This window comes from Pseudomonas sp. B21-047, from assembly GCF_024748775.1.
Taxonomy (GTDB): domain Bacteria; phylum Pseudomonadota; class Gammaproteobacteria; order Pseudomonadales; family Pseudomonadaceae; genus Aquipseudomonas; species Aquipseudomonas capeferrum.
In genome coordinates, this window is the sequence record NZ_CP087169.1 from 12,319 (window position 1) to 31,486 (window position 19,168).

The following is a 19,168-nucleotide window of genomic DNA, read 5'->3' on the forward strand; positions in this document are numbered from 1 at the left end:
TTCAATGGTTGTCGCTGTGCTAAAACGCACAGCGGCTGCGCGAAATCTCGTGTTTCCACAGCGAAATTAATCAATAAGATGGTGCGGGACAAGAATAATAATCAGGCGCGAGGTTGCACATGCCATCAGCCGATTCTGTCTTCGACTACGTGGTCGTGGGTGCCGGTCCTGCCGGGTGCCTGCTGGCCAATCGCTTGTCCGCCGACCCTTCCTGCCGCGTGCTGCTGCTTGAAGCGGGTGGCCGTGACAACTATCCCTGGATCCACATCCCCGTCGGCTACCTCTACTGCATCGGTAACCCCCGCACCGACTGGTGCTTCAAGACCGAGGCGCAGAACGGCCTGGGCGGCCGCAGCCTGGGTTACCCACGGGGCAAGGTGCTTGGCGGTTGTTCATCGATCAACGGCATGATCTACATGCGCGGCCAGGCGGCCGACTATGACCGCTGGGCCGAGCAAGGCAACTCAGGCTGGGCCTGGCAGGACGTACTGCCCCTGTTCAAGGCTAGCGAAAACCACTTTGCCGGTGATAGCGAGCACCATGGCGCTGCCGGTGAATGGCGGGTCGAGCGCCAGCGCTACAGCTGGCCGATTCTTGACGCCTTCCGCGATGCGGCCGAGCAAAGCGGCATCGCCAACGTCGACGATTTCAACACGGGTGATAACCAGGGCTGTGGATACTTTCAGGTCAACCAGCGCAGTGGTGTGCGCTGGAATGCGTCCAAGGCGTTTCTGCGGCCAGTGATGGGCCGGCCGAACCTGACGGTGCTGACCGGCGTGGAAGTCGACCAGGTGCTGCTCAACAACACCCGTGCGCGTGCGGTAAAAGCCCGCTGGCAGAATGCCTGGCACGAATTCGCTGCGCGGCGCGAGATCATTCTGTGTGCCGGGGCCGTGGGCTCGCCGGGCATCCTCCAGCGCTCCGGTATTGGCCCGCGCAAATTGCTGGAAGACTTGGGGATCGGCGTGCGCCATGACATGCCTGGCGTCGGTGGCAATCTGCAGGACCACCTGCAATTGCGCCTGATCTACCAGGTCCGCAACACCCGCACCCTCAACCAGATGGCCAACAGCCTGTGGGGCAAGATGGGCATGGGCCTGCGTTATCTGTACGACCGCAGCGGCCCGCTGGCCATGGCCCCCAGCCAGTTGGGCGCGTTCGTGCGCTCCAGCCCCGAGCACGCCACCGCCAACTTGCAGTACCACGTGCAGCCCTTGTCGCTGGAGCGCTTCGGCGAGCCGTTGCACCGCTTCCCGGCATTCACCGCCTCGGTGTGCAACCTTCGGCCGCTCAGCCGCGGGCGCATCGACATCGGTGCTGCAGATATGCACAGCGCGCCACGGATCGACCCCAACTACCTCAGTGACCCTGAAGATTTGCGGGTTGCCGCCGACGCCATCCGGATCACCCGGCGCATAGTCCAGGCCCCTGCCCTCGCCGCGTTCGCGCCACAGGAATACCTGCCGGGCGCAGCCCTGCAAAGTGAAGAGGACCTGTTCGAGGCCGCTGGCAAGATCGGTACCACCATCTTCCACCCTGTGGGCACCTGCCGCATGGGCAGCGGCCCACTGGATGTTGTGGATAACCAGCTGCGGGTGCACGGCATACCCGGCCTGCGTGTGGCGGATGCCTCGATCATGCCGCAGATCACCTCCGGCAATACCTGTTCACCCACCCTGATGATCGCCGAGAAGGCGGCGCAACTTATCCTCAAAGGAGCCGCAACCCAGACCTACCTAAACGAAGACGCAATACCGACGCCCTGACCCGGGTGCGTGCAACACCGGCAGCTTGCGGTCGGAAGCTGCCGACAGTGGAACAAAAAGAATAATCACTGTGGCCTGTGGGCCGAGGACAGCAACGATGTCGGATTACATCCAAGAGCAGGGTGCGACGGCCAGCGGCACCAGCCGTCGCGAAGAACGAAAGATCATTTTCGCGTCATCCCTCGGGACGGTTTTCGAGTGGTATGACTTTTTTCTCTATGGCGCGCTGGCAGCGGTCATCAGCAAGCAGTTCTTTGCTGGGGTCAACGACACCACGGCCTTCATCTTTGCCCTCATGGCCTTCGCCGCCGGCTTCCTGGTTCGCCCCTTCGGCGCGCTGGTGTTCGGCCGGCTGGGCGACATGATCGGGCGCAAGTACACCTTCCTGGTGACCATCGTGCTGATGGGCCTGTCGACCTTTGCCGTCGGCCTGCTGCCAACCTATGCCAGCATCGGCATCGCGGCACCGATCATCCTGGTGATCCTGCGCATGCTGCAGGGGCTGGCGCTGGGCGGTGAGTACGGCGGTGCGGCAACCTACGTGGCCGAGCATGCGCCGCAAGGCAAGCGCGGCTTCCATACCGGCTTCATCCAGTCCACCGCCACCCTTGGCTTGCTGCTGTCGCTGCTGGTGGTGTTGGGCAGCCGCTACATCAGTGGCGACCAGTTCGAAACCTGGGGCTGGCGCCTGCCGTTCCTGCTGTCGATCTTCCTGCTGGCGATCTCCACCTGGATCCGCATGAGCATGCACGAGTCGCCGGCCTTCGTGAAAATGAAGGCCCAGGGCAAGATCAGCAAGTCGCCGATCCGTGAATCGTTCACCTCCTGGCCGAACCTCAAGGTGGTACTCACCGCCCTGTTCAGCATCAACGCTGGCCAGGCGGTGACCTTCTACACGGCGCAGTTCTACGTGCTGTTCTTCATGACCCAGATGCTCAAGATGGACCCCGCCCAGGCCAACACCCTGCTGATCATCAGTGTGGTGATCGGGGCGCCGTTCTTCGTGTTCTTCGGTTGGCTGTCGGACCGCATCGGGCGTAAGCCGATTCTGATGCTGGGCCTGTTGCTGGCGACCGTGCTGTACTTCCCACTGTTCAAGGCGCTCAGCCATTACGCCAACCCACAGATCGACGCCGCCAGCCGTCAGGCGCCGATCGTGGTCACCGCCGACCCGCAGGGCTGCACCTTCCAGTTCGACCCGGTCGGCAAGGCGCGTTTCGACAGCCCGTGCGACAAGGTCAAGACGTTCCTGGTCAAGCAGGGGCTGCCGTACAGCTCGGTGAGCGTGGCCGGCAGCGAGGTGGTGGTCAACATTGGCGACAAGACCATCAACGGTTTCGACGAAACCGCCATGCGTTCGGCGATCGAGCAGGCGGGGTACCCGGCCAAGGCTGACCCGGGGCAAGTGAACCAGGTGATGGTGGTGGTACTGATCGTGGCGATGATCCTGATCGCGACCATGACCTACGGCCCACTGGCGGCGGTGATGGTCGAGCTGTTCCCCACCCGTATCCGCTATACCTCGATGTCCCTGCCCTATCACATCGGCAACGGCTGGTTCGGTGGCTTCCTGCCGACGGTGTCGTTCGCACTGGTGGTGTATACCGGGGATATCTTCTACGGGCTGTGGTACCCAGTGCTGGTGACCGGCATCAGCCTGGTGGTAGGGATCTTCTGCCTGAAGGAAACCAAGGACGTGGATATCGACAAGGTTTGAGGGGGAGAAACGCCCATAAAAAAACCGGCTTAAGCGCCGGTTTTTTTATGCCCTCTAAAAACTTATGCACGTTTTTCGCAAATCTGTAACGTGAAGAAATAAACAGCTAATTCAATCACTTAACACGTACTTGCAACAGCTCATTAAAAAACTGCTCACAAGTTATCCACAGAACGTCAGGCCATCTGCTCGTGTGGCTTTTCATCTACTGGTGGCAGCGAGCCCAAGGCCCTTTGCGTGGCCTCGTTCCAGGCGGCCGCGCGGTCGTTGAGCTCGGCGATGGCACGCGGGCCGGTGCCGTTGGCATACATCGGCTCACCGATCACCACCTCGATGGTGCCCGCCCGCTTGCCCCAGCCAGCCTTCGGCCAGAACTTGCCCGCGTTGTGCGCAATGGGCAGCACCGGCAGGCCAGCATTGACTGCCAGCGCGGTACCGCCGCGGGAGAACTTGCCGACGGTGCCGAATGGCACGCGGGTACCTTCCGGGAAAATCAGCACCCATACACCCTGCTTGAGCAGCTCGTCACCTTGGCTGGCGACCTGGCGCAGGGCTTCCTTGGGGTTGTCGCGGTTGATTGCGATCGGCCGCAGCATGGCCATGGCCCAGCCGAAGAACGGCACGTACAGCAGCTCGCGCTTGAGCACTTGGCTGAGCGGCGAGAAGTACTGGGAAAGGAAGAAGGTTTCCCAGGTGCTCTGATGGTTGGACAGGATCACACACGGCTCACTGGGCACGTTTTCGGCGCCGGTGATCTTGTAATCGATGCCAAGGATGGTGCGGCTCAAAAATAACGCGCAACGGCACCAGAACACGTTGATGAACTTGTAACGCCTGGGGAATGACAAGAATGGCGCGACAAAAAAGCTCAGGGTGCACCACAGCAACGAGCTGGTGCCCAGCAGCAGGTAAAAAAGAAAGATTCTGATCGCCTGCAGGATCGACATAGTGGCTTGTACCATTGCGGGCGTGCCCGCCTGAGAAAAATGCGCCCGAAGGCGCACTGTTTAAATTAGTTCTCTGGCGATAGCTGCCAGATCGTCGAAAATCAGTGTAGTTTCAGGGACGCCTTTTTCCAGGGTCCGCTCACCCTTGCCGGTTTTCACCAACACAGGTCGTGCACCGACGGCCAGGGCGGCCTGAAGGTCACCTTGGCTGTCGCCGACAAACCACACGCCGCCCAGGGCGGCCTGGTAATGCTCGGCAATTGCCAGCAGCATGCCCGGCTTGGGCTTGCGGCAAGCGCAGCCCTCGTCCGGCCCATGCGGGCAATACACGATATGGCCCACTTCACCGCCCTGCTCGGCCACCAACGCACGCAGGCGCGTGTGCATGGCCTCCAGGGTATCCAGCGAGTAGTAGCCACGGGCAATGCCGGACTGGTTGGTGGCCACGGCCACCGTCCAGCCCGCCTTGCTCAACTGCGCGATGGCCTCGACCGAGCCGGGGATGGGGACCCACTCTTCCAGCGACTTGATGTAGGCGTCGGAGTCGTAGTTGATCACCCCGTCACGATCGAGAATCAGCAGTTTCAAGGCTTACCCCAGCAGCGAGATGTCGGCTACACCCAGGAACAGACCGCGCAGGCGGCTGAGCAGGGCATAACGGTTGGCGCGGACCTTGGCGTCCTCGGCATTGACCATCACCGCCTCGAAGAAGGCGTCGACCGGGTCACGCAGGGCAGCCAGGCGGGCCAGCGACTCGCTGTACTGGCGTGCGGCAGCCATCGGTTGCACAGCCTGGTCGGCCTGCTGGATGGCCGAGTACAGGGAGAACTCGTTGGCATTGTCGAAGTACTTCGGCTCGACCTGTTCGGCGATGGCGCCCTCGGCCTTGCTCAGCAGGTTCGATACGCGCTTGTTCACCGCCGCCAGGGCTTCGGCTTCCGGCAGTTTGCGGAAAGCCTGCACGGCTTGCACGCGCTGGTCGAAGTCCAGGGCAGAGCCCGGCTTCAGGGCACGTACCGACAGGTAGGTGGCGACCTCGATGCCTTCGTCTTCGTAGCGCGCACGCAGGCGGTCGAAGATGAACTCCAGCACCTGCTCGGCCAGGCCAGCGGCCTTGACCTTGGCGCCGAACTGCTTGACCGCGAATTCGGCGGCACCGGTCAGGTCCAGGTCCAGCTGCTTCTCGATCAGGATGCGCAGCACACCCAGTGCGGCGCGGCGCAGGGCGTACGGGTCTTTGCTACCGGTAGGCAGCATGCCGATACCGAAGATGCCGACCAGGGTGTCGAGCTTGTCGGCGATGGCCACGGCAGCACCGGTCAGGGTCTGCGGCAGTTCAGCGCCAGCGCCACGCGGCATGTACTGCTCGTTCAGGGCCATGGCGACGTCTTGCGGCTCGCCATCGTTGAGCGCGTAGTAGTAACCGGCAACACCCTGCATTTCAGGGAATTCGCCGACCATCTCGGTGGCCAGGTCGCACTTGGACAGCAGGCCGGCGCGGCCGGCGCGCTGGGCATCCCCGCCAATCAGTGGCGCGATGAATGCGGCCAGCTTGGAAACGCGTTCGGCCTTGTCGTAGACGGTGCCCAACTGAGCCTGGAACACCACGTTCTTGAGGCGCTCGTTGAAGGTTTCCAGCGGCTGTTTCTTGTCTTGCTTGAAGAAGAACTCGGCGTCGGTAAGGCGTGGGCGCACGACCTTCTCGTTGCCTTCGACGATCTGCTTCGGGTCGCGGCTTTCGACGTTGGCCACGGTAATGAAGCGCGGCAGCAGCTTGCCTTCGCTGTCCAGCAGGCAGAAGTACTTCTGGTTGTCCTGCATGGTGGTGATCAGGGCTTCTTGCGGCACGTCGAGGAAACGCTCCTCGAACGAGCACACCAGCGGCACTGGCCACTCGACCAGGGCGGTCACTTCGTCCAGCAGCGCGGGCGGCACGATGGCGCTGCCTTCCTGCTGCATGGCCAGTTCCGCAGTGCGTTTGGCGATCAGCTCGCGGCGCTCGGAGAAGTCGGCCAGCACGTAGGCTTTGCGCAGGTCTTCAACGTAGTTGGCCGGGGTGGTGATGACCACGTTTTCCGGGTGATGGAAACGGTGCCCGCGGGACTCACGGCCGGCTTGCTGGGCAAGGATGGTGCAGTCGACGACCTGGTCACCGAGCAGCATCACCAGCCACTGGGTCGGGCGCACGAACTCTTCGCGGCTGGCGCCCCAGCGCATGCGCTTGGGGATCGGCAGGTCGTTGAGCGAGTCTTCGACGATGGTCGGCAGCAGGCCGAGGGTGGCCTTGCCCGGGATGTGCTGGGAGAAGCGCAGCTTGGCGCCGCTCTGGTCGATCTCGGCCAGCTCGACGCCGCACTTCTTGGCGAAGCCCAGGGCGGCCTGGGTCGGGTTGCCTTCGGCGTCGAAGGCCGCCTGGCGGGGCGGGCCATCGATATTGATGCTGCGGTCAGGCTGCTGCACGTCGAGCTGGCGGATCAGCACGGCCAGGCGGCGCGGCGCGGCGTACACCGACTTGGCGGCGTAGTTCAGGCCTGCGGCCTGCAGGCCTTTCTCGATACCGGCCAGGAAGGCGTCGCCGAGGGTGGCCAGGGCTTTGGGTGGCAGCTCTTCGGTGCCCAGTTCTACCAGGAAATCTTGAGCACTCATTGTGCAGCCTCCAGCTTAGCCAACACTTCGTCACGCAGTTCAGGGGTCGCCATCGGGAAGCCCATGCGTGCGCGGGCTTGCAGATAGCTTTGCGCCACGTCCCGGGCCAGGGTACGTACACGCAGGATGTAACGCTGGCGCTCGGTCACCGAGATGGCGCGGCGGGCGTCGAGCAGGTTGAAGGTGTGCGAGGCCTTCAGGACCATTTCGTAGGTCGGCAGCGGCAGCTCCAGCTTGATCAGGCGGTTGGCTTCGCTTTCGTAGAAATCGAACAGCTCGAACAGTTTCTCGACGTTGGCGTGTTCGAAGTTGTAGGTCGACTGCTCCACTTCGTTCTGGTGGAACACGTCGCCGTAGGTGACCTTGCCGAACGGGCCATCGGCCCAGACCAGGTCGTAGACCGAATCGACGCCCTGGATGTACATGGCCAGGCGTTCCAGGCCATAGGTAATCTCACCGGTGACCGGGTAGCACTCGATGCCGCCGACCTGCTGGAAGTAGGTGAACTGGGTCACCTCCATGCCGTTCAGCCAGATTTCCCAGCCCAGGCCCCAGGCGCCGAGGGTCGGCGATTCCCAGTTGTCTTCGACGAAACGGATGTCGTGGACCAGCGGATCCAGGCCGATGGCTTTCAGCGAGCCGAGGTACAGCTCCTGGAAGTTGGCCGGGTTCGGCTTGAGCACTACCTGGAACTGGTAGTAGTGCTGCAGGCGGTTTGGGTTTTCGCCATACCGCCCGTCGGCAGGGCGACGGCTAGGCTGCACGTAGGCGGCGTTCCAGGTCTCTGGGCCAACGGCGCGCAGGAACGTGGCGGTATGGAAAGTGCCGGCGCCTACTTCCATATCGTAGGGCTGAAGCACCACACAACCTTGAGCTGCCCAGTAGTTCTGCAGGGCGAGGATCAGGTCTTGGAAGGTACGCACGGCTGGCGTAGGCTGGCTCACGAAATTCACCTGTATCTGGGGATGCGGATGTAAAGAGCGGGAGTATAACCTGATTCGCCTCGCCCTCTACTCATTGGAGCCTTATGCCACGCTGCTTTTGGTGTACCGACGATCCGTTGTACCAGGCCTACCACGACCAGGAATGGGGAACACCGCAGCGTGATCCGGCGTTGCTGTTCGAGATGCTTTTGCTCGAAGGGTTCCAGGCTGGGCTGTCATGGATCACGGTTTTGCGTAAACGCGAGCGCTATCGCGAGGTGCTGCACGGCTTCGATCCGTTGAAGTTGTCGCAGATGAGCGATGAACGCATCGAAGCGCTGATGCTCGACGCCGGCATCATCCGCAACCGCCTCAAGCTCAAGGCCGCCCGGCGCAACGCCCAGGCCTGGCTGGCTGTGGATAACCCCGCCGAGTGGCTCTGGTCGTTTGTCGGCGGCAAGCCCAAGGTCAATCATTTCGTGGGCCGCAGCGACGTGCCGGCGGTCACCGACGAAGCCAAGGCGATGAGCAAGGCCTTGCAAAAAGCTGGTTTCACCTTTGTTGGCCCGACCATCTGCTACGCCTTCATGCAGGCCACCGGCATGGTCATGGACCACACCACCGATTGTGATCGCTACGCCGCCTTGGCGCGCTGAAGGGGTACAATGCGCGCCTTGCTGAAATAAGGAATTCGCCTGTGGAAAAGTTCAAGGGCGCCCTGATGGTCGGGGTGCTTCGACTGTTCGCCAAGTTGCCCTGGGGCGCGGTACAGCGCGTCGGCGCCGGTATCGGCTGGCTGATGTGGAAGGTCCCGAACGGGTCGCGCAACGTGGTGCGTATCAACCTGGCCAAGTGTTTCCCCGAGATGGACCCGGTCGCGCGTGAGCAGCTGGTTGGCCATGCGCTCAGAGATATCGGCAAGTCCTTCGTCGAGAGCGCGTGCGCCTGGATCTGGCCACCGCAGCGTTCGCTGGAGCTGGTCAAGGAAGTGCAAGGCCTGGAAGTGCTGGAGCAGGCCCTTGCCTCGGGCAAGGGCGTGGTCGGCATTACCAGCCACCTGGGTAACTGGGAAGTGTTGAACCACTTCTACTGCAACCAGTGCAAACCGATCATCTTCTACCGCCCGCCGAAACTGAAGGCCGTGGATGACCTGCTGCGTGAGCAGCGGGTGCAAATGGGTAACCGCGTCGCGCCTTCGACCAAGGAAGGCATCCTCAGTGTGATCAAGGAAGTGCGCCGCGGTGGGCAGGTGGGCATCCCAGCCGACCCGGAGCCGGCGGAATCGGCCGGGGTGTTCGTGCCGTTTCTCGGTACCCAGGCGCTGACCAGCAAGTTCGTGCCGAACATGCTGGCCGGTGGCAAGGCGGTAGGGGTGTTCCTGCATGCGCTGCGTCTGCCGGATGGCTCTGGGTTCCGGGTGATTCTGGAAGCGGCGCCTGAAGCGATGTACAGCACGGATGTGACCGAATCGGCGGCGGCCATGAGCAAGGTGGTCGAGCGGTATGTGCGCGAGTACCCGAGCCAGTACATGTGGAGCATGAAGCGCTTCAAGAAGCGCCCGGCCGGTGAGCCGCGCTGGTATTGAGATTTGTTGGGGGCGCTTTGCGCCCCATTCGCGAGGCCAGCCCGCGTGCGCAGCCTGAGGGTCACTCTGTACCTTGTGGGAGCGGGCTTGCCCCGCGAATGGGCTGCAAAGCAGCCCCGGCAATTTCAGACTTTATTCAGCTTCTTGAGGAACACCGCCATCTCTTTCTCGGCCTGCTTATCCCCATGGGCCTGCGCCGCCACGATCCCGTCCTCCCAGGCCTTGCGCGCCGCCGCCAAGTCACCCTGCAACTGATACGCCTTGCCCAGCAGCTTCCACGCCGCCGAATACTTAGGGTCCTGCTCGACGCACCGTGCCAGGTGCACCGCCGCCTCAGCCCCGTTGGCCTCATCCAGCCAGGCTTTGCCCAGGCCAAACCTCAGCAGTGGGTTATCCACACCCTTGGCCAGCATTTTCTCCAGCGACTCGCGCATGCCCACTTCTCCTAGAAGAAACTCAAGCCGACGTGGAACAGCTTCTCCACATCCCGAATGTGTTTTTTATCCACAACGAACAGAATCACGTGGTCACCCGACGCGATCATCGTGTCGTCGTGGGCAATCATCACCTCTTCGTCGCGGATGATCGCGCCGATCGTGGTACCCGGTGGCAGGGCGATGTCTTCAATGGCCTTGCCCACCACCTTGCTCGATTTCGAATCGCCGTGCGCCACGGCTTCGATGGCCTCGGCCGCGCCGCGGCGCAGGGAGTGCACGCTGACGATGTCGCCACGCCGCACGTGCGCCAGCAAGGTGCCGATGGTGGCCAACTGCGGGCTGATGGCGATGTCGATTTCACCGCCCTGCACCAGGTCCACGTAGGCCGGGTTGTTGATGATGGTCATCACCTTGCGCGCACCCAGGCGCTTGGCCAGCAGCGACGACATGATGTTGGCCTCGTCGTCGTTGGTCAGGGCCAGGAAGATGTCGGCGTCGGCGATGTTCTCTTCGAGCATCAGGTCTTTGTCTGACGCACTGCCCTGCAGCACCACGGTGCTTTCCAGGGTGTCGGAGAGGTGGCGGCAGCGGGCCGGGTTCATCTCGATGATCTTCACCTGGTAGCGGCTTTCGATGGCCTCGGCCAGGCGCTCGCCGATCTGCCCGCCACCGGCGATGACCACACGCTTGTTGGTCTCGTCGATGCGTCGCAGCTCGCCCATCACTGCGCGAATGTCTTTTTTCGCGGCGATGAAGAACACTTCGTCATCGGCCTCGATCACGGTGTCACCGCGTGGGGTGATCGGCCGGTCACGGCGGAAGATTGCCGCCACGCGGGTGTCCACATTGGGCATGTGCGCGCGGATCTGGCGCAGCTGCTGGCCCACCAGTGGGCCGCCGTAGTAAGCCTTGACCGCCACCAGTTGCGCCTTGCCTTCGGCGAAGTCGATCACCTGCAAGGAGCCCGGGTGCTCGATCAGGCGCTTGATGTAGTTGGTCACCACCTGCTCGGGGCTGATCAGCACGTCCACCGGGATGTGGTCGTTGTGGAACAGCTCTTCGCGGGTGAGGTAGGCTGATTCGCGTACCCGGGCGATCTTGGTCGGCGTATGGAACAGCGAATAGGCGACCTGGCAGGCCACCATGTTGGTCTCGTCGCTGTTGGTCACCGCCACCAGCATGTCGGCGTCGTCGGCGCCGGCCTGGCGCAGCACCGTCGGCAGCGAGCCGCGGCCCTGCACCGTGCGGATGTCCAGACGGTCGCCGAGGTCGCGCAGGCGCTCGCCGTCGGTGTCGACCACGGTAATGTCGTTGGCCTCGCTGGCCAGGTGCTCTGCCAGCGTACCGCCCACCTGCCCTGCGCCGAGGATGATGATCTTCATCCGCTACTCCCTGAACCGTTGTGCTTATCCGCGTGAAGCGGCGATTTTGATCAGCTTGGCATAATAGAAACCGTCGTGGCCGCCTTCCTGGGCCAGCAACTGGCGGCCGTGGGGCTGGCGCAGGCCGGCCTCGGTGGCCAAGTCCAGCTCACGGGCGCCCGGGGTGCGGGCGAGGAACGCCTCGATCACCTCGGTGTTTTCGGTCGGCAGGCTCGAGCAGGTGGCGTAGAGCAGCATGCCGCCTACTTCCAGGGTTGGCCACAGGGCATCGAGCAGCTCGCCTTGCAGCGTGGCCAGGGCCGGAATGTCGTCGGCCTGGCGGGTCAGCTTGATGTCCGGGTGGCGGCGGATCACGCCGGTGGCCGAGCACGGGGCGTCGAGCAGGATGCGCTGGAAGGGTTTGCCGTCCCACCAGCTGGCGGTGTCGCGGGCATCACAGGCGATCAGTTCGGCGTCCAGTTGCAGGCGCTCGAGGTTCTCGCGCACGCGGGTCAGGCGTTTGGCCTCCAGGTCGATGGCCACCAGGTGTGCAAGGCCGGCCTCGGCTTCGAGCAAGTGGCAGGTCTTGCCGCCCGGGGCGCAGCAGGCGTCGAGCACGCGTTGGCCGGGGGCCAGTTCGAGCAGGTCGGCAGACAATTGCGCGGCCTCGTCCTGCACGCTCACCCAGCCTTCGGCGAAGCCCGGCAGGCTGCGCACATCACAGGGCTCATTCAGCACGATACCGTCGCGGCTGAACTGGCAGGCGCTGGCGCCGACGCCGGCCTCTGCCAGCAAGGCCAGGTAGGCATCGCGGCTGTGGTGGCGGCGGTTGACCCGCAGGATCATCGGCGGGTGGGCGTTGTTGGCGGCGCAGATGGCTTCCCATTGCTCTGGCCAGAAGGCTTTCAGCGCTTTCTGCAGCCACCGAGGGTGTGCAGTGCGTACCACCGGGTCACGCTCCATGCTGGCGAGCAGCGCTTCGCCTTCACGCTGGGCGCGGCGCAGCACGGCATTGAGCAGGGCCTTGGCCCACGGTTTTTTCAGCTTGTCGGCGCAGCCAACGGTCTCGCCGATGGCGGCGTGTGCCGGAATGCGCGTGTAGAACAGCTGGTACAAGCCGACCAGCAGCAGTGCCTGCACATCGGCATCGGCGGCCTTGAACGGCTTTTGCAGCAACTGCGCGGCCAACAGGTCGAGGCGCGGCTGCCAGCGGGCGGTGCCGAACGCCAGGTCCTGGGTCAGGCCACGGTCGCGTTCATCGACCTTGTCCAGTTGCGCCGGCAACGAACTGTTCAGCGAGGCCTTGCCGCTGAGTACAGCGGCAAGGGCACGGGCGGCAGCCAGGCGTGGGTTCATTGGCCGAGCACCTTGCCGTTGGCGAACTTCTCGCGGCGGCTGTTGAACAGGTCGCTGAAGTTCAGCGCCTTGCCGCCGGGCAGTTGCAGGCGGGTCAGGCTCAAGGCTTGATCACCACAAGCGACCTCCAGGCCATCTTTGCTGGCAGACAGGATCTCGCCGGGGGCGCCCTTGCCTGTGGACAACCTGGCCGCCAGCACCTTCACGCTTTCGCCGTCCAGGGTGCTATGGCACACCGGCCACGGGTTGAAGGCACGGATCAGGCGCTCCAGCTCCACGGCCGGGCGGCTCCAGTCGATGCGCGCTTCGTCTTTGTTCAGCTTGTGTGCATAGGTGGCCAGGGTGTCGTCCTGGGCTTCGCCTTGCAGCGTGCCGGCGGCGAGGCCAGCGATGGCCTGTAGGACGGCCGGTGGGCCCATTTCGGCGAGGCGATCATGCAGGGTACCGCCGGTGTCTTCGGCGCTGATCGGGGTGACCACCTTGAGCAGCATCGGCCCGGTGTCCAGGCCGGCTTCCATGCGCATCACGGTTACGCCGCTCTCGGCGTCACCGGCTTGCACGGCGCGCTGGATCGGCGCAGCACCGCGCCAGCGTGGCAGCAGCGAGGCGTGGCTGTTGATGCAGCCCAGGCGGGGAATATCCAGCACGGCCTGGGGCAGGATCAGGCCGTAGGCGACCACCACCATCAGGTCGGGCTTGAGCGCGGCGAGTTCTGCCTGGGCATCGGCGTTGCGCAGGGTCGGCGGTTGCAGCACCGGGATGTCGTGGGCCACGGCCAGGGCCTTGACCGCGCTCGGCATGAGCTTCTGGCCACGGCCGGCGGGGCGGTCTGGCTGGGTGTAGACGGCCACGATCTCATAGGGGCTGTCGAGCAGTGCCTTGAGGTGTTCGGCGGCAAACTCTGGAGTGCCTGCGAAGACGATGCGCATGGAGTTCTCGCTGCAAAAAAGAAGAAGGCTTGCCGGAGCAAGCCTTCTGGAAGGTGGGGATCAGGCGTTCTGGCGGTGCTGCTTTTCCAGCTTCTTCTTGATTCGGTCGCGTTTGAGCGTGGACAGGTAGTCGACGAACAGCTTGCCGTTGAGGTGATCGAACTCGTGCTGCACGCACACGGCCAGCAGGCCTTCGGCTTCGAGCTCAAAGGGCTTGCCGTCGCGGTCCAGGGCTTTGACGCGCACCCGCAGAGGGCGGTCGACGTTCTCGTAGAAGCCAGGCACCGACAGGCAGCCTTCCTGATACTGGCCCATGTCGTGGGTCAGCTCTTCGACCACCGGGTTGATGAAAACCCGTGGCTCGCTACGGTCTTCGCTCAGGTCCATCACCACAAGCTGTTTGTGGACGTTGACCTGGGTCGCCGCCAGGCCGATGCCAGGCGCCTCGTACATGGTTTCAAACATGTCGTCGATCAGCTGGCTCAGGGCGTCGTCGAACACCGTCACCGGTTTGGCGATGGTGCGCAGGCGCGGGTCCGGGAATTCGAGAATGTTCAAGATGGCCATAAGGTCGGGCAGTCACTGTGCGTTCGGTTGAAAACTGAACACACATAATAAAGGTAATCGGCGATTTCGGCACCTGGCAAGCTCGTCTAGGGTGTCTATGGGCTTGATAGCGTCCGATTAATGGACAGCTTTTCAAAGTGTTACCCACAAACTTATCCACAGGTTGTGCCACGTAAATGGCCCTGTTTCGATCAAGGATGATCCTGATGCCGACCCCCCACTCGTCGCTTTGCCCGCCTGCCGAACTGGAAGCGCGATTACGCCTGCACCGCCTTCCCGAGACCGGGCTGCGTCGTTTTCACACCTTGCTGCAAGCCTTCGGCAGCGCCTCTTCAGCGCTGAGTGCGCCGGCCGGCGCCTGGCGAGCGCTGGGCATGGCGCAGGCCACCATCGACGCGCGGCGCAGCGCCGAAGTACGCGACGGCGCACTGGCTGCGATGGCCTGGCTAGAGCATCCCGGCCAGCATTTGCTGATGTGGGACAGCCCTGGCTACCCTGCGTTGCTGGGTGAAATCGACGATCCACCGCCGCTGCTTTTCGTCGCCGGTGACCCTGCTTTGCTTGAGCGGCCACAGCTGGCAATTGTGGGCAGCAGGCGTGCTTCACCCCCCGCGCTCGACACCGCCAGGGCATTTTCCCGATACCTGTCGCAGGCCGGTTTCACCATTACCAGTGGGCTGGCGTTGGGCATCGACGGTGCCGCTCATCGGGCTGCTCTGCAGGCTGGCGGGGGGACGATCGGTGTACTCGGCACGGGCTTGCAAAAACTTTATCCACAGCGCCACCGCGAGCTTGCCCAGGCGATCATCGACAGCGGTAGCGCACTGGTTTCCGAGTACCCGCTGGATGCCGGGCCGCTGCCGGGCAATTTTCCACGGCGCAATCGCATCATCAGCGGTTTGTCGCTGGGCGTGCTGGTGGTGGAGGCGAGCCTGGCCAGTGGTTCGTTGATAACCGCGCGGCTGGCGGCCGAGCAGGGCCGCGAGGTTTACGCCATCCCCGGTTCGATCCACCACCCAGGGGCCAAAGGCTGCCACCAGTTGATCCGTGACGGTGCGCTCTTGGTGGAGAGCGTGGAACAGATTCTGGAAAGCCTGCGAGGCTGGCAGCACCTGCCCCCTGCGATAGTGGACGAATATGACCACCCCCTGCTTGCTCTGCTGCATGCTGCGCCACAGACTACCGAAAGCCTGGCCCATTGCAGCGAGCAGCCGCTGGCCGACGTGCTGGCGCAACTGACCGAACTGGAGCTGCAAGGCCAGGTCAGCAATGAAGCGGGGCGTTGGTTTGCCCGTGCGGGCTAAGTACACTGCGCGCAAGCAAGGTTTATAGGCGGAGAGAGAGAAATGGTGAGCAGTTTTCGTGTGCAACAAGCCGCACGTGAGATCCGGGCGGGCGCGGTGATTGCCTACCCGACTGAAGCGGTCTGGGGCCTGGGCTGCGACCCGTGGAACGAGGACGCGGTGTACCGCCTGCTGGCGCTCAAGTCGCGGCCTGTGGATAAAGGCCTGATCCTGGTCGCCGACAACATCCGCCAGTTCGACTTCCTGTTCGAGGATTTCCCCGAGGACTGGATCGACCGCATGGGCAGCACCTGGCCCGGCCCTAATACCTGGCTGGTGCCGCATCAGGACCTGTTGCCCGAGTGGGTGACGGGTGAGCACGACACGGTGGCACTGCGGGTCAGCGACCACCCGCAGGTGCGTGAGTTGTGTGCATTGGTTGGGCCGTTGATTTCCACCTCGTGCAACCCCGGCGGGCGCCCGGCGGCGAAAACCCGGTTGCGGGTGGAGCAGTACTTCCATGGGCAGTTGGATCTGGTACTGGGCGGGGCGCTGGGCGGGCGGAAGAACCCGAGTGTGATTCGCAACCTGGCGACTGGCGAAGTCGTTCGTCCGGGCTAAATTGCCAAGCGCCAATACACCTCCTTGTGGGAGCGGGCTTGCCCCGCGAAGCGCCGCGCGGGCGGCGCTCGATATTCGCAACACCACAAAAACCAAGGAAGGCACTTGGTCGCTTCAACGCAGCCTTCTGTCAATCATGGCAACAAAACAGTCGACCCCACAGTCCGCCGCGCCGACAACTCCGCCTGCGCCTTGGCCGCTTCACCCAACGGATACCGTTGCTGGATATCCACAACCACCTCGCCACTCGCGATCACCGCAAACAGGTCATCGGCCATGGCCTGGGTGTTCTCGGCATTGTTGGCATAACTGGCCAAGGTCGGCCGGGTGACATACAGCGAACCCTTCTGCGCCAGGATCCCCAGGTTCACCCCGCTCACCGCGCCGGAGGCATTGCCAAAGCTCACCATCAACCCGCGCGGTTGCAGGCAATCGAGCGAGGTCAGCCAGGTGTCGGCACCCACACCGTCATACACCACCGGGCATTTCTTGCCGTCGGTCAGCTCCAGCACCCGCTTGGCCACGTCTTCACGGCTGTAGTCGATGGTTGCCCATGCCCCCAGCGCCTTGGCCCGCTCGGCTTTCTCGGCAGAGCTGACGGTACCGATCAGCTTGGCCCCGAGCGCGTTGGCCCACTGGCAAGCCAGGGAACCCACGCCACCCGCAGCGGCATGGAACAGGATCACGTCGCCCGGCTGCACGGCATAGGTCTGCTTGAGCAGGTATTGCACGGTCAGCCCCTTGAGCATCACCGCCGCCGCCTGCTCGAAACTGATGTTGTCCGGCAGCTTGACCAGGTTGGCCTCCGGCAGCGTATGCACCTCGCTGTAGGCACCCAGCGGCCCGCCGCCATAGGCTACGCGGTCACCCACTTTCAGGCGGGTAACGCCCTCGCCCACCGCCTCGACCACGCCTGCACCCTCGGTGCCCAGGCCTGACGGCAGTGCAGGCGGCGCGTACAGGCCATTGCGGAAATAGGTATCGATGAAGTTCAGGCCGATCGCATGGTTACGCACGCGGACCTGCTGTGGCCCGGGCGGGGCGGGTTCGAACTCTACAAGCTGCAGAACTTCCGGGCCGCCATGCTGGCTGAACTGGATACGCTTGGCCATCTCGCACTCCTGTTGTCGGGATTGGTAACAGCCCTCTATCGGACGCCTTTGCTTGATCGCCGTCAACTGCGGCGCGTCGGCCGCCGGTGGTATGCTACGCGGCGAATTCTTCTCTGCCCGCTCCAGGTGACCCGATGACCAGCCGCACCGAGGCCGTGAAAGCCTACCTGCTCGACCTGCAAGACCGCATCTGCTCCGCCCTCGAAACCGAGGACGGCGGCGCCCGCTTCGTCGAGGACGCCTGGACGCGCGAAGCCGGTGGCGGGGGCCGTACGCGGGTGATCGGTGACGGCAAGTTGATCGAAAAAGGCGGGGTCAACTTCTCTCACGTGTTCGGTACCGGCCTGCCGCCTTCGGCCAGTGCCCACCGCCCGGAACTGGCTGGCCGTGGCTTCGAGGCCCTGGGCGTGTCGCTGGTGATCCACCCGCACAACCCGCACGTGCCCACCTCTCACGCCAATGTGCGGTTCTTCATCGCCGAAAAAGAGGGTGAAGAGGCCGTGTGGTGGTTCGGCGGCGGCTTCGACCTGACCCCGTACTATGGCAATGAAGAAGACTGCATCCACTGGCACCGCGTGGCCGAGCAGGCCTGTGCGCCGTTTGGCGCCGACGTTTATCCGCGCTACAAAGCCTGGTGCGACCGCTATTTCCACCTCAAGCACCGTGGCGAACCGCGTGGCATCGGCGGGCTGTTCTTCGATGACCTGAACGAGTGGGACTTCGACACCTGCTTTGCGTTCATCCGCGCCATCGGCGACGCCTACGTCGAGGCCTACCTGCCGATCGTCCAGCGCCGCAAGGACACGCCCTACACCGCCGAGCAGCGTGAGTTCCAGGAGTACCGCCGCGGCCGCTACGTGGAGTTCAACCTGGTCTATGACCGGGGCACCTTGTTCGGCCTGCAATCGGGTGGGCGTACCGAGTCGATCCTCATGTCGCTGCCACCGCAGGTACGCTGGGGCTACGACTGGAAGGCCGCGCCCGGTAGCGAAGAAGCGCGCCTGACCGAGTACTACCTGCAAGATCGCGACTGGCTCGCCCAGTAAGCCTGTGGATAACCGAGGAACCCACCATGGACCAGTACGTCGTTTTCGGTAACCCCATCGGCCACAGCAAGTCGCCGCTGATCCACCGCCTGTTCGCCGAACAGACCGGCCAGGACCTGGAGTACGCCACCCTGTTGGCGCCGCTGGACGAGTTCAGCGATTGTGCCTACGGCTTCTTCAAACAAGGCAGAGGCGGCAACGTCACCGTGCCGTTCAAGGAAGAAGCCTACCGCCTGTGCGACAGCCTGACCCCACGTGCCCAGCGGGCGGGGGCGGTGAATACCCTGAGCAAGCTGGCTGACGGCACGCTGCAGGGTGACAACACCGACGGTGCCGGCCTGGTACGCGACCTGACGGTGAATGCCGGCGTGCAGCTGGCGGGCAAGCGGATTCTCATCCTTGGCGCGGGTGGCGCGGTGCGTGGCGTGCTGGAGCCGATCCTGGCGCACGGCCCCGAGTCGCTGGTGATTGCCAACCGCACGGTGGAAAAGGCCGAGCTGCTGGCCCACGAGTTCGATGAACTCGGGCCGGTGGTGGCCAGTGGGTTTGCCTGGCTGCAGGAACCGGTGGACGTGATCATCAACGCCACCTCGGCAAGCCTGGCGGGCGAGATGCCGCCGATTGCCGCAAGCCTGGTCGAGGCGGGGCGTACGGTTTGCTATGACATGATGTATGGCAAGGAGCCTACGCCGTTTTGCCAATGGGCCACCGACTTGGGGGCGGCCAAGGTGCTGGACGGGCTGGGGATGCTGGCTGAACAGGCGGCGGAAGCGTTCTTTATCTGGCGTGGGGTGCGCCCGGATACGGCGCCGGTGCTGGCTGAATTGCGCAGGCAGTTGGCGCGGGGTTGAGGTTTTGGGGCCTTAAAGCGG

The 19,168-nt window shown here is 63.6% G+C and carries 18 protein-coding genes; 8 read left to right on the forward strand and 10 right to left on the reverse strand.

The window, feature by feature from the left end; all coding sequences use genetic code 11:
- Positions 1 to 119 precede the first annotated feature (119 nt).
- Together LOY26_RS00055 and LOY26_RS00060 are read left to right on the forward strand one after the other, a co-directional pair.
- On the forward strand, positions 120 to 1,766 hold the full coding sequence (locus LOY26_RS00055; protein ID WP_186663692.1) for a GMC family oxidoreductase: 1,647 nt from the start codon (positions 120 to 122) through the stop codon (positions 1,764 to 1,766).
- Between the two features lie 97 nt (positions 1,767 to 1,863).
- The gene (locus tag LOY26_RS00060) at positions 1,864 to 3,483 is read left to right on the forward strand and encodes an MFS transporter (protein ID WP_033702451.1); all 1,620 of its coding nucleotides are present in this window, start codon (positions 1,864 to 1,866) and stop codon (positions 3,481 to 3,483) included.
- Between the two features lie 176 nt (positions 3,484 to 3,659).
- On the opposite strand, the gene LOY26_RS00065 is transcribed toward LOY26_RS00060, so the two are convergent.
- Genes LOY26_RS00065 through glyQ form a run of 4 tightly spaced genes read right to left on the reverse strand, consistent with a single transcriptional unit; the run spans position 3,660 to position 8,020 of the window.
- The gene (locus LOY26_RS00065) at positions 3,660 to 4,445 is read right to left on the reverse strand and encodes a 1-acyl-sn-glycerol-3-phosphate acyltransferase (RefSeq protein WP_033702452.1); all 786 of its coding nucleotides are present in this window, start codon (positions 4,443 to 4,445) and stop codon (positions 3,660 to 3,662) included.
- 45 nt (positions 4,446 to 4,490) lie between these two features.
- Positions 4,491 to 5,018 (reverse strand): D-glycero-beta-D-manno-heptose 1,7-bisphosphate 7-phosphatase, encoded by a 528-nt coding sequence (gene gmhB, locus LOY26_RS00070; RefSeq protein ID WP_047582464.1) that lies wholly within the window; start codon positions 5,016 to 5,018, stop codon positions 4,491 to 4,493.
- A gap of 3 nt (positions 5,019 to 5,021) precedes the next feature.
- Positions 5,022 to 7,076: a glycine--tRNA ligase subunit beta gene (gene glyS, locus LOY26_RS00075; RefSeq protein ID WP_258714262.1), complete on the reverse strand. Its 2,055-nt coding sequence runs from the start codon at positions 7,074 to 7,076 to the stop codon at positions 5,022 to 5,024.
- Positions 7,073 to 8,020 carry a glycine--tRNA ligase subunit alpha gene (glyQ, locus tag LOY26_RS00080; RefSeq protein WP_033702456.1) on the reverse strand — a complete coding sequence of 316 codons (948 nt, stop codon included), beginning with the start codon at positions 8,018 to 8,020 and terminating at the stop codon, positions 7,073 to 7,075. Before glyQ ends, glyS begins: the two co-directional genes overlap by 4 nt.
- 83 nt (positions 8,021 to 8,103) lie before the next feature.
- Here glyQ and LOY26_RS00085 point away from each other — a divergent pair, with 83 nt between their 5' ends.
- Together LOY26_RS00085 and LOY26_RS00090 are read left to right on the forward strand one after the other, a co-directional pair.
- Positions 8,104 to 8,655, forward strand: coding sequence for a DNA-3-methyladenine glycosylase I (locus tag LOY26_RS00085; protein WP_033702457.1), 552 nt, complete (start codon positions 8,104 to 8,106; stop codon positions 8,653 to 8,655).
- Positions 8,656 to 8,696: 41 nt separating this feature from the next.
- Entirely contained in the window at positions 8,697 to 9,584 is an 888-nt protein-coding gene (locus LOY26_RS00090; RefSeq protein ID WP_033702458.1) for a lysophospholipid acyltransferase, read from the forward strand.
- Positions 9,585 to 9,709: 125 nt separating this feature from the next.
- Here the strand turns inward: LOY26_RS00090 and LOY26_RS00095 are convergent, their stop codons facing one another.
- Genes LOY26_RS00095 through def form a run of 5 tightly spaced genes read right to left on the reverse strand, consistent with a single transcriptional unit; the run spans position 9,710 to position 14,234 of the window.
- A complete protein-coding gene (locus LOY26_RS00095; RefSeq protein ID WP_258714263.1) occupies positions 9,710 to 10,018 on the reverse strand; it encodes a tetratricopeptide repeat protein in 309 nt (102 codons plus the stop codon).
- 11 nt (positions 10,019 to 10,029) lie between these two features.
- Entirely contained in the window at positions 10,030 to 11,403 is a 1,374-nt protein-coding gene (trkA, locus tag LOY26_RS00100) for a Trk system potassium transporter TrkA (protein WP_033702460.1), read from the reverse strand.
- 24 nt (positions 11,404 to 11,427) lie between these two features.
- The gene (rsmB, locus tag LOY26_RS00105) at positions 11,428 to 12,738 is read right to left on the reverse strand and encodes a 16S rRNA (cytosine(967)-C(5))-methyltransferase RsmB (RefSeq protein ID WP_033702461.1); all 1,311 of its coding nucleotides are present in this window, start codon (positions 12,736 to 12,738) and stop codon (positions 11,428 to 11,430) included.
- On the reverse strand, positions 12,735 to 13,667 hold the full coding sequence (gene fmt / locus LOY26_RS00110) for a methionyl-tRNA formyltransferase (RefSeq protein WP_258714264.1): 933 nt from the start codon (positions 13,665 to 13,667) through the stop codon (positions 12,735 to 12,737). The genes rsmB and fmt overlap by 4 nt, the downstream gene beginning before the upstream one ends.
- Positions 13,668 to 13,727: 60 nt before the next feature.
- On the reverse strand, positions 13,728 to 14,234 hold the full coding sequence (gene def, locus LOY26_RS00115; protein WP_033702463.1) for a peptide deformylase: 507 nt from the start codon (positions 14,232 to 14,234) through the stop codon (positions 13,728 to 13,730).
- A 206-nt stretch (positions 14,235 to 14,440) separates the two neighbouring features.
- Here def and dprA point away from each other — a divergent pair, with 206 nt between their 5' ends.
- Complete coding sequence (dprA, locus tag LOY26_RS00120) at positions 14,441 to 15,538, forward strand: DNA-processing protein DprA (RefSeq protein ID WP_186655421.1); 1,098 nt, start codon at positions 14,441 to 14,443, stop codon at positions 15,536 to 15,538.
- Between the two features lie 42 nt (positions 15,539 to 15,580).
- The gene (locus tag LOY26_RS00125) at positions 15,581 to 16,138 is read left to right on the forward strand and encodes an L-threonylcarbamoyladenylate synthase (RefSeq protein ID WP_033702465.1); all 558 of its coding nucleotides are present in this window, start codon (positions 15,581 to 15,583) and stop codon (positions 16,136 to 16,138) included.
- A 134-nt stretch (positions 16,139 to 16,272) separates the two neighbouring features.
- Here LOY26_RS00125 and LOY26_RS00130 read toward each other — a convergent pair whose 3' ends face one another.
- Positions 16,273 to 17,250: an NADPH:quinone reductase gene (locus tag LOY26_RS00130; protein WP_186663688.1), complete on the reverse strand. Its 978-nt coding sequence runs from the start codon at positions 17,248 to 17,250 to the stop codon at positions 16,273 to 16,275.
- 134 nt (positions 17,251 to 17,384) lie between these two features.
- Here LOY26_RS00130 and hemF point away from each other — a divergent pair, with 134 nt between their 5' ends.
- Together hemF and aroE are read left to right on the forward strand one after the other, a co-directional pair.
- Positions 17,385 to 18,296, forward strand: a complete 912-nt coding sequence (gene hemF / locus LOY26_RS00135) for an oxygen-dependent coproporphyrinogen oxidase (protein ID WP_033702467.1) — start codon at positions 17,385 to 17,387, stop codon at positions 18,294 to 18,296.
- A gap of 26 nt (positions 18,297 to 18,322) precedes the next feature.
- A complete protein-coding gene (aroE, locus tag LOY26_RS00140) occupies positions 18,323 to 19,147 on the forward strand; it encodes a shikimate dehydrogenase (RefSeq protein WP_033702468.1) in 825 nt (274 codons plus the stop codon).
- Positions 19,148 to 19,168: the final 21 nt, after the last annotated feature.

Bases quoted from the DNA above. Each gene is read 5' to 3' on its own strand.
- rsmB (WP_033702461.1), bottom strand. From the start codon at position 12,738: ATGAACCCACGCCTGGCTGCCGCCCGTGCCCTTGCCGCTGTACTCAGC.
- LOY26_RS00085 (WP_033702457.1), top strand. From the start codon at position 8,104: ATGCCACGCTGCTTTTGGTGTACCGACGATCCGTTGTACCAGGCCTAC.
- glyS (WP_258714262.1), bottom strand. From the start codon at position 7,076: ATGAGTGCTCAAGATTTCCTGGTAGAACTGGGCACCGAAGAGCTGCCA.
- dprA (WP_186655421.1), top strand. From the start codon at position 14,441: ATGCCGACCCCCCACTCGTCGCTTTGCCCGCCTGCCGAACTGGAAGCG.
- hemF (WP_033702467.1), top strand. From the start codon at position 17,385: ATGACCAGCCGCACCGAGGCCGTGAAAGCCTACCTGCTCGACCTGCAA.
- aroE (WP_033702468.1), top strand. From the start codon at position 18,323: ATGGACCAGTACGTCGTTTTCGGTAACCCCATCGGCCACAGCAAGTCG.
- trkA (WP_033702460.1), bottom strand. From the start codon at position 11,403: ATGAAGATCATCATCCTCGGCGCAGGGCAGGTGGGCGGTACGCTGGCA.
- fmt (WP_258714264.1), bottom strand. From the start codon at position 13,667: ATGCGCATCGTCTTCGCAGGCACTCCAGAGTTTGCCGCCGAACACCTC.
- LOY26_RS00055 (WP_186663692.1), top strand. From the start codon at position 120: ATGCCATCAGCCGATTCTGTCTTCGACTACGTGGTCGTGGGTGCCGGT.
- LOY26_RS00095 (WP_258714263.1), bottom strand. From the start codon at position 10,018: ATGCGCGAGTCGCTGGAGAAAATGCTGGCCAAGGGTGTGGATAACCCA.
- LOY26_RS00130 (WP_186663688.1), bottom strand. From the start codon at position 17,250: ATGGCCAAGCGTATCCAGTTCAGCCAGCATGGCGGCCCGGAAGTTCTG.
- LOY26_RS00065 (WP_033702452.1), bottom strand. From the start codon at position 4,445: ATGGTACAAGCCACTATGTCGATCCTGCAGGCGATCAGAATCTTTCTT.
- def (WP_033702463.1), bottom strand. From the start codon at position 14,234: ATGGCCATCTTGAACATTCTCGAATTCCCGGACCCGCGCCTGCGCACC.
- LOY26_RS00060 (WP_033702451.1), top strand. From the start codon at position 1,864: ATGTCGGATTACATCCAAGAGCAGGGTGCGACGGCCAGCGGCACCAGC.
- LOY26_RS00125 (WP_033702465.1), top strand. From the start codon at position 15,581: ATGGTGAGCAGTTTTCGTGTGCAACAAGCCGCACGTGAGATCCGGGCG.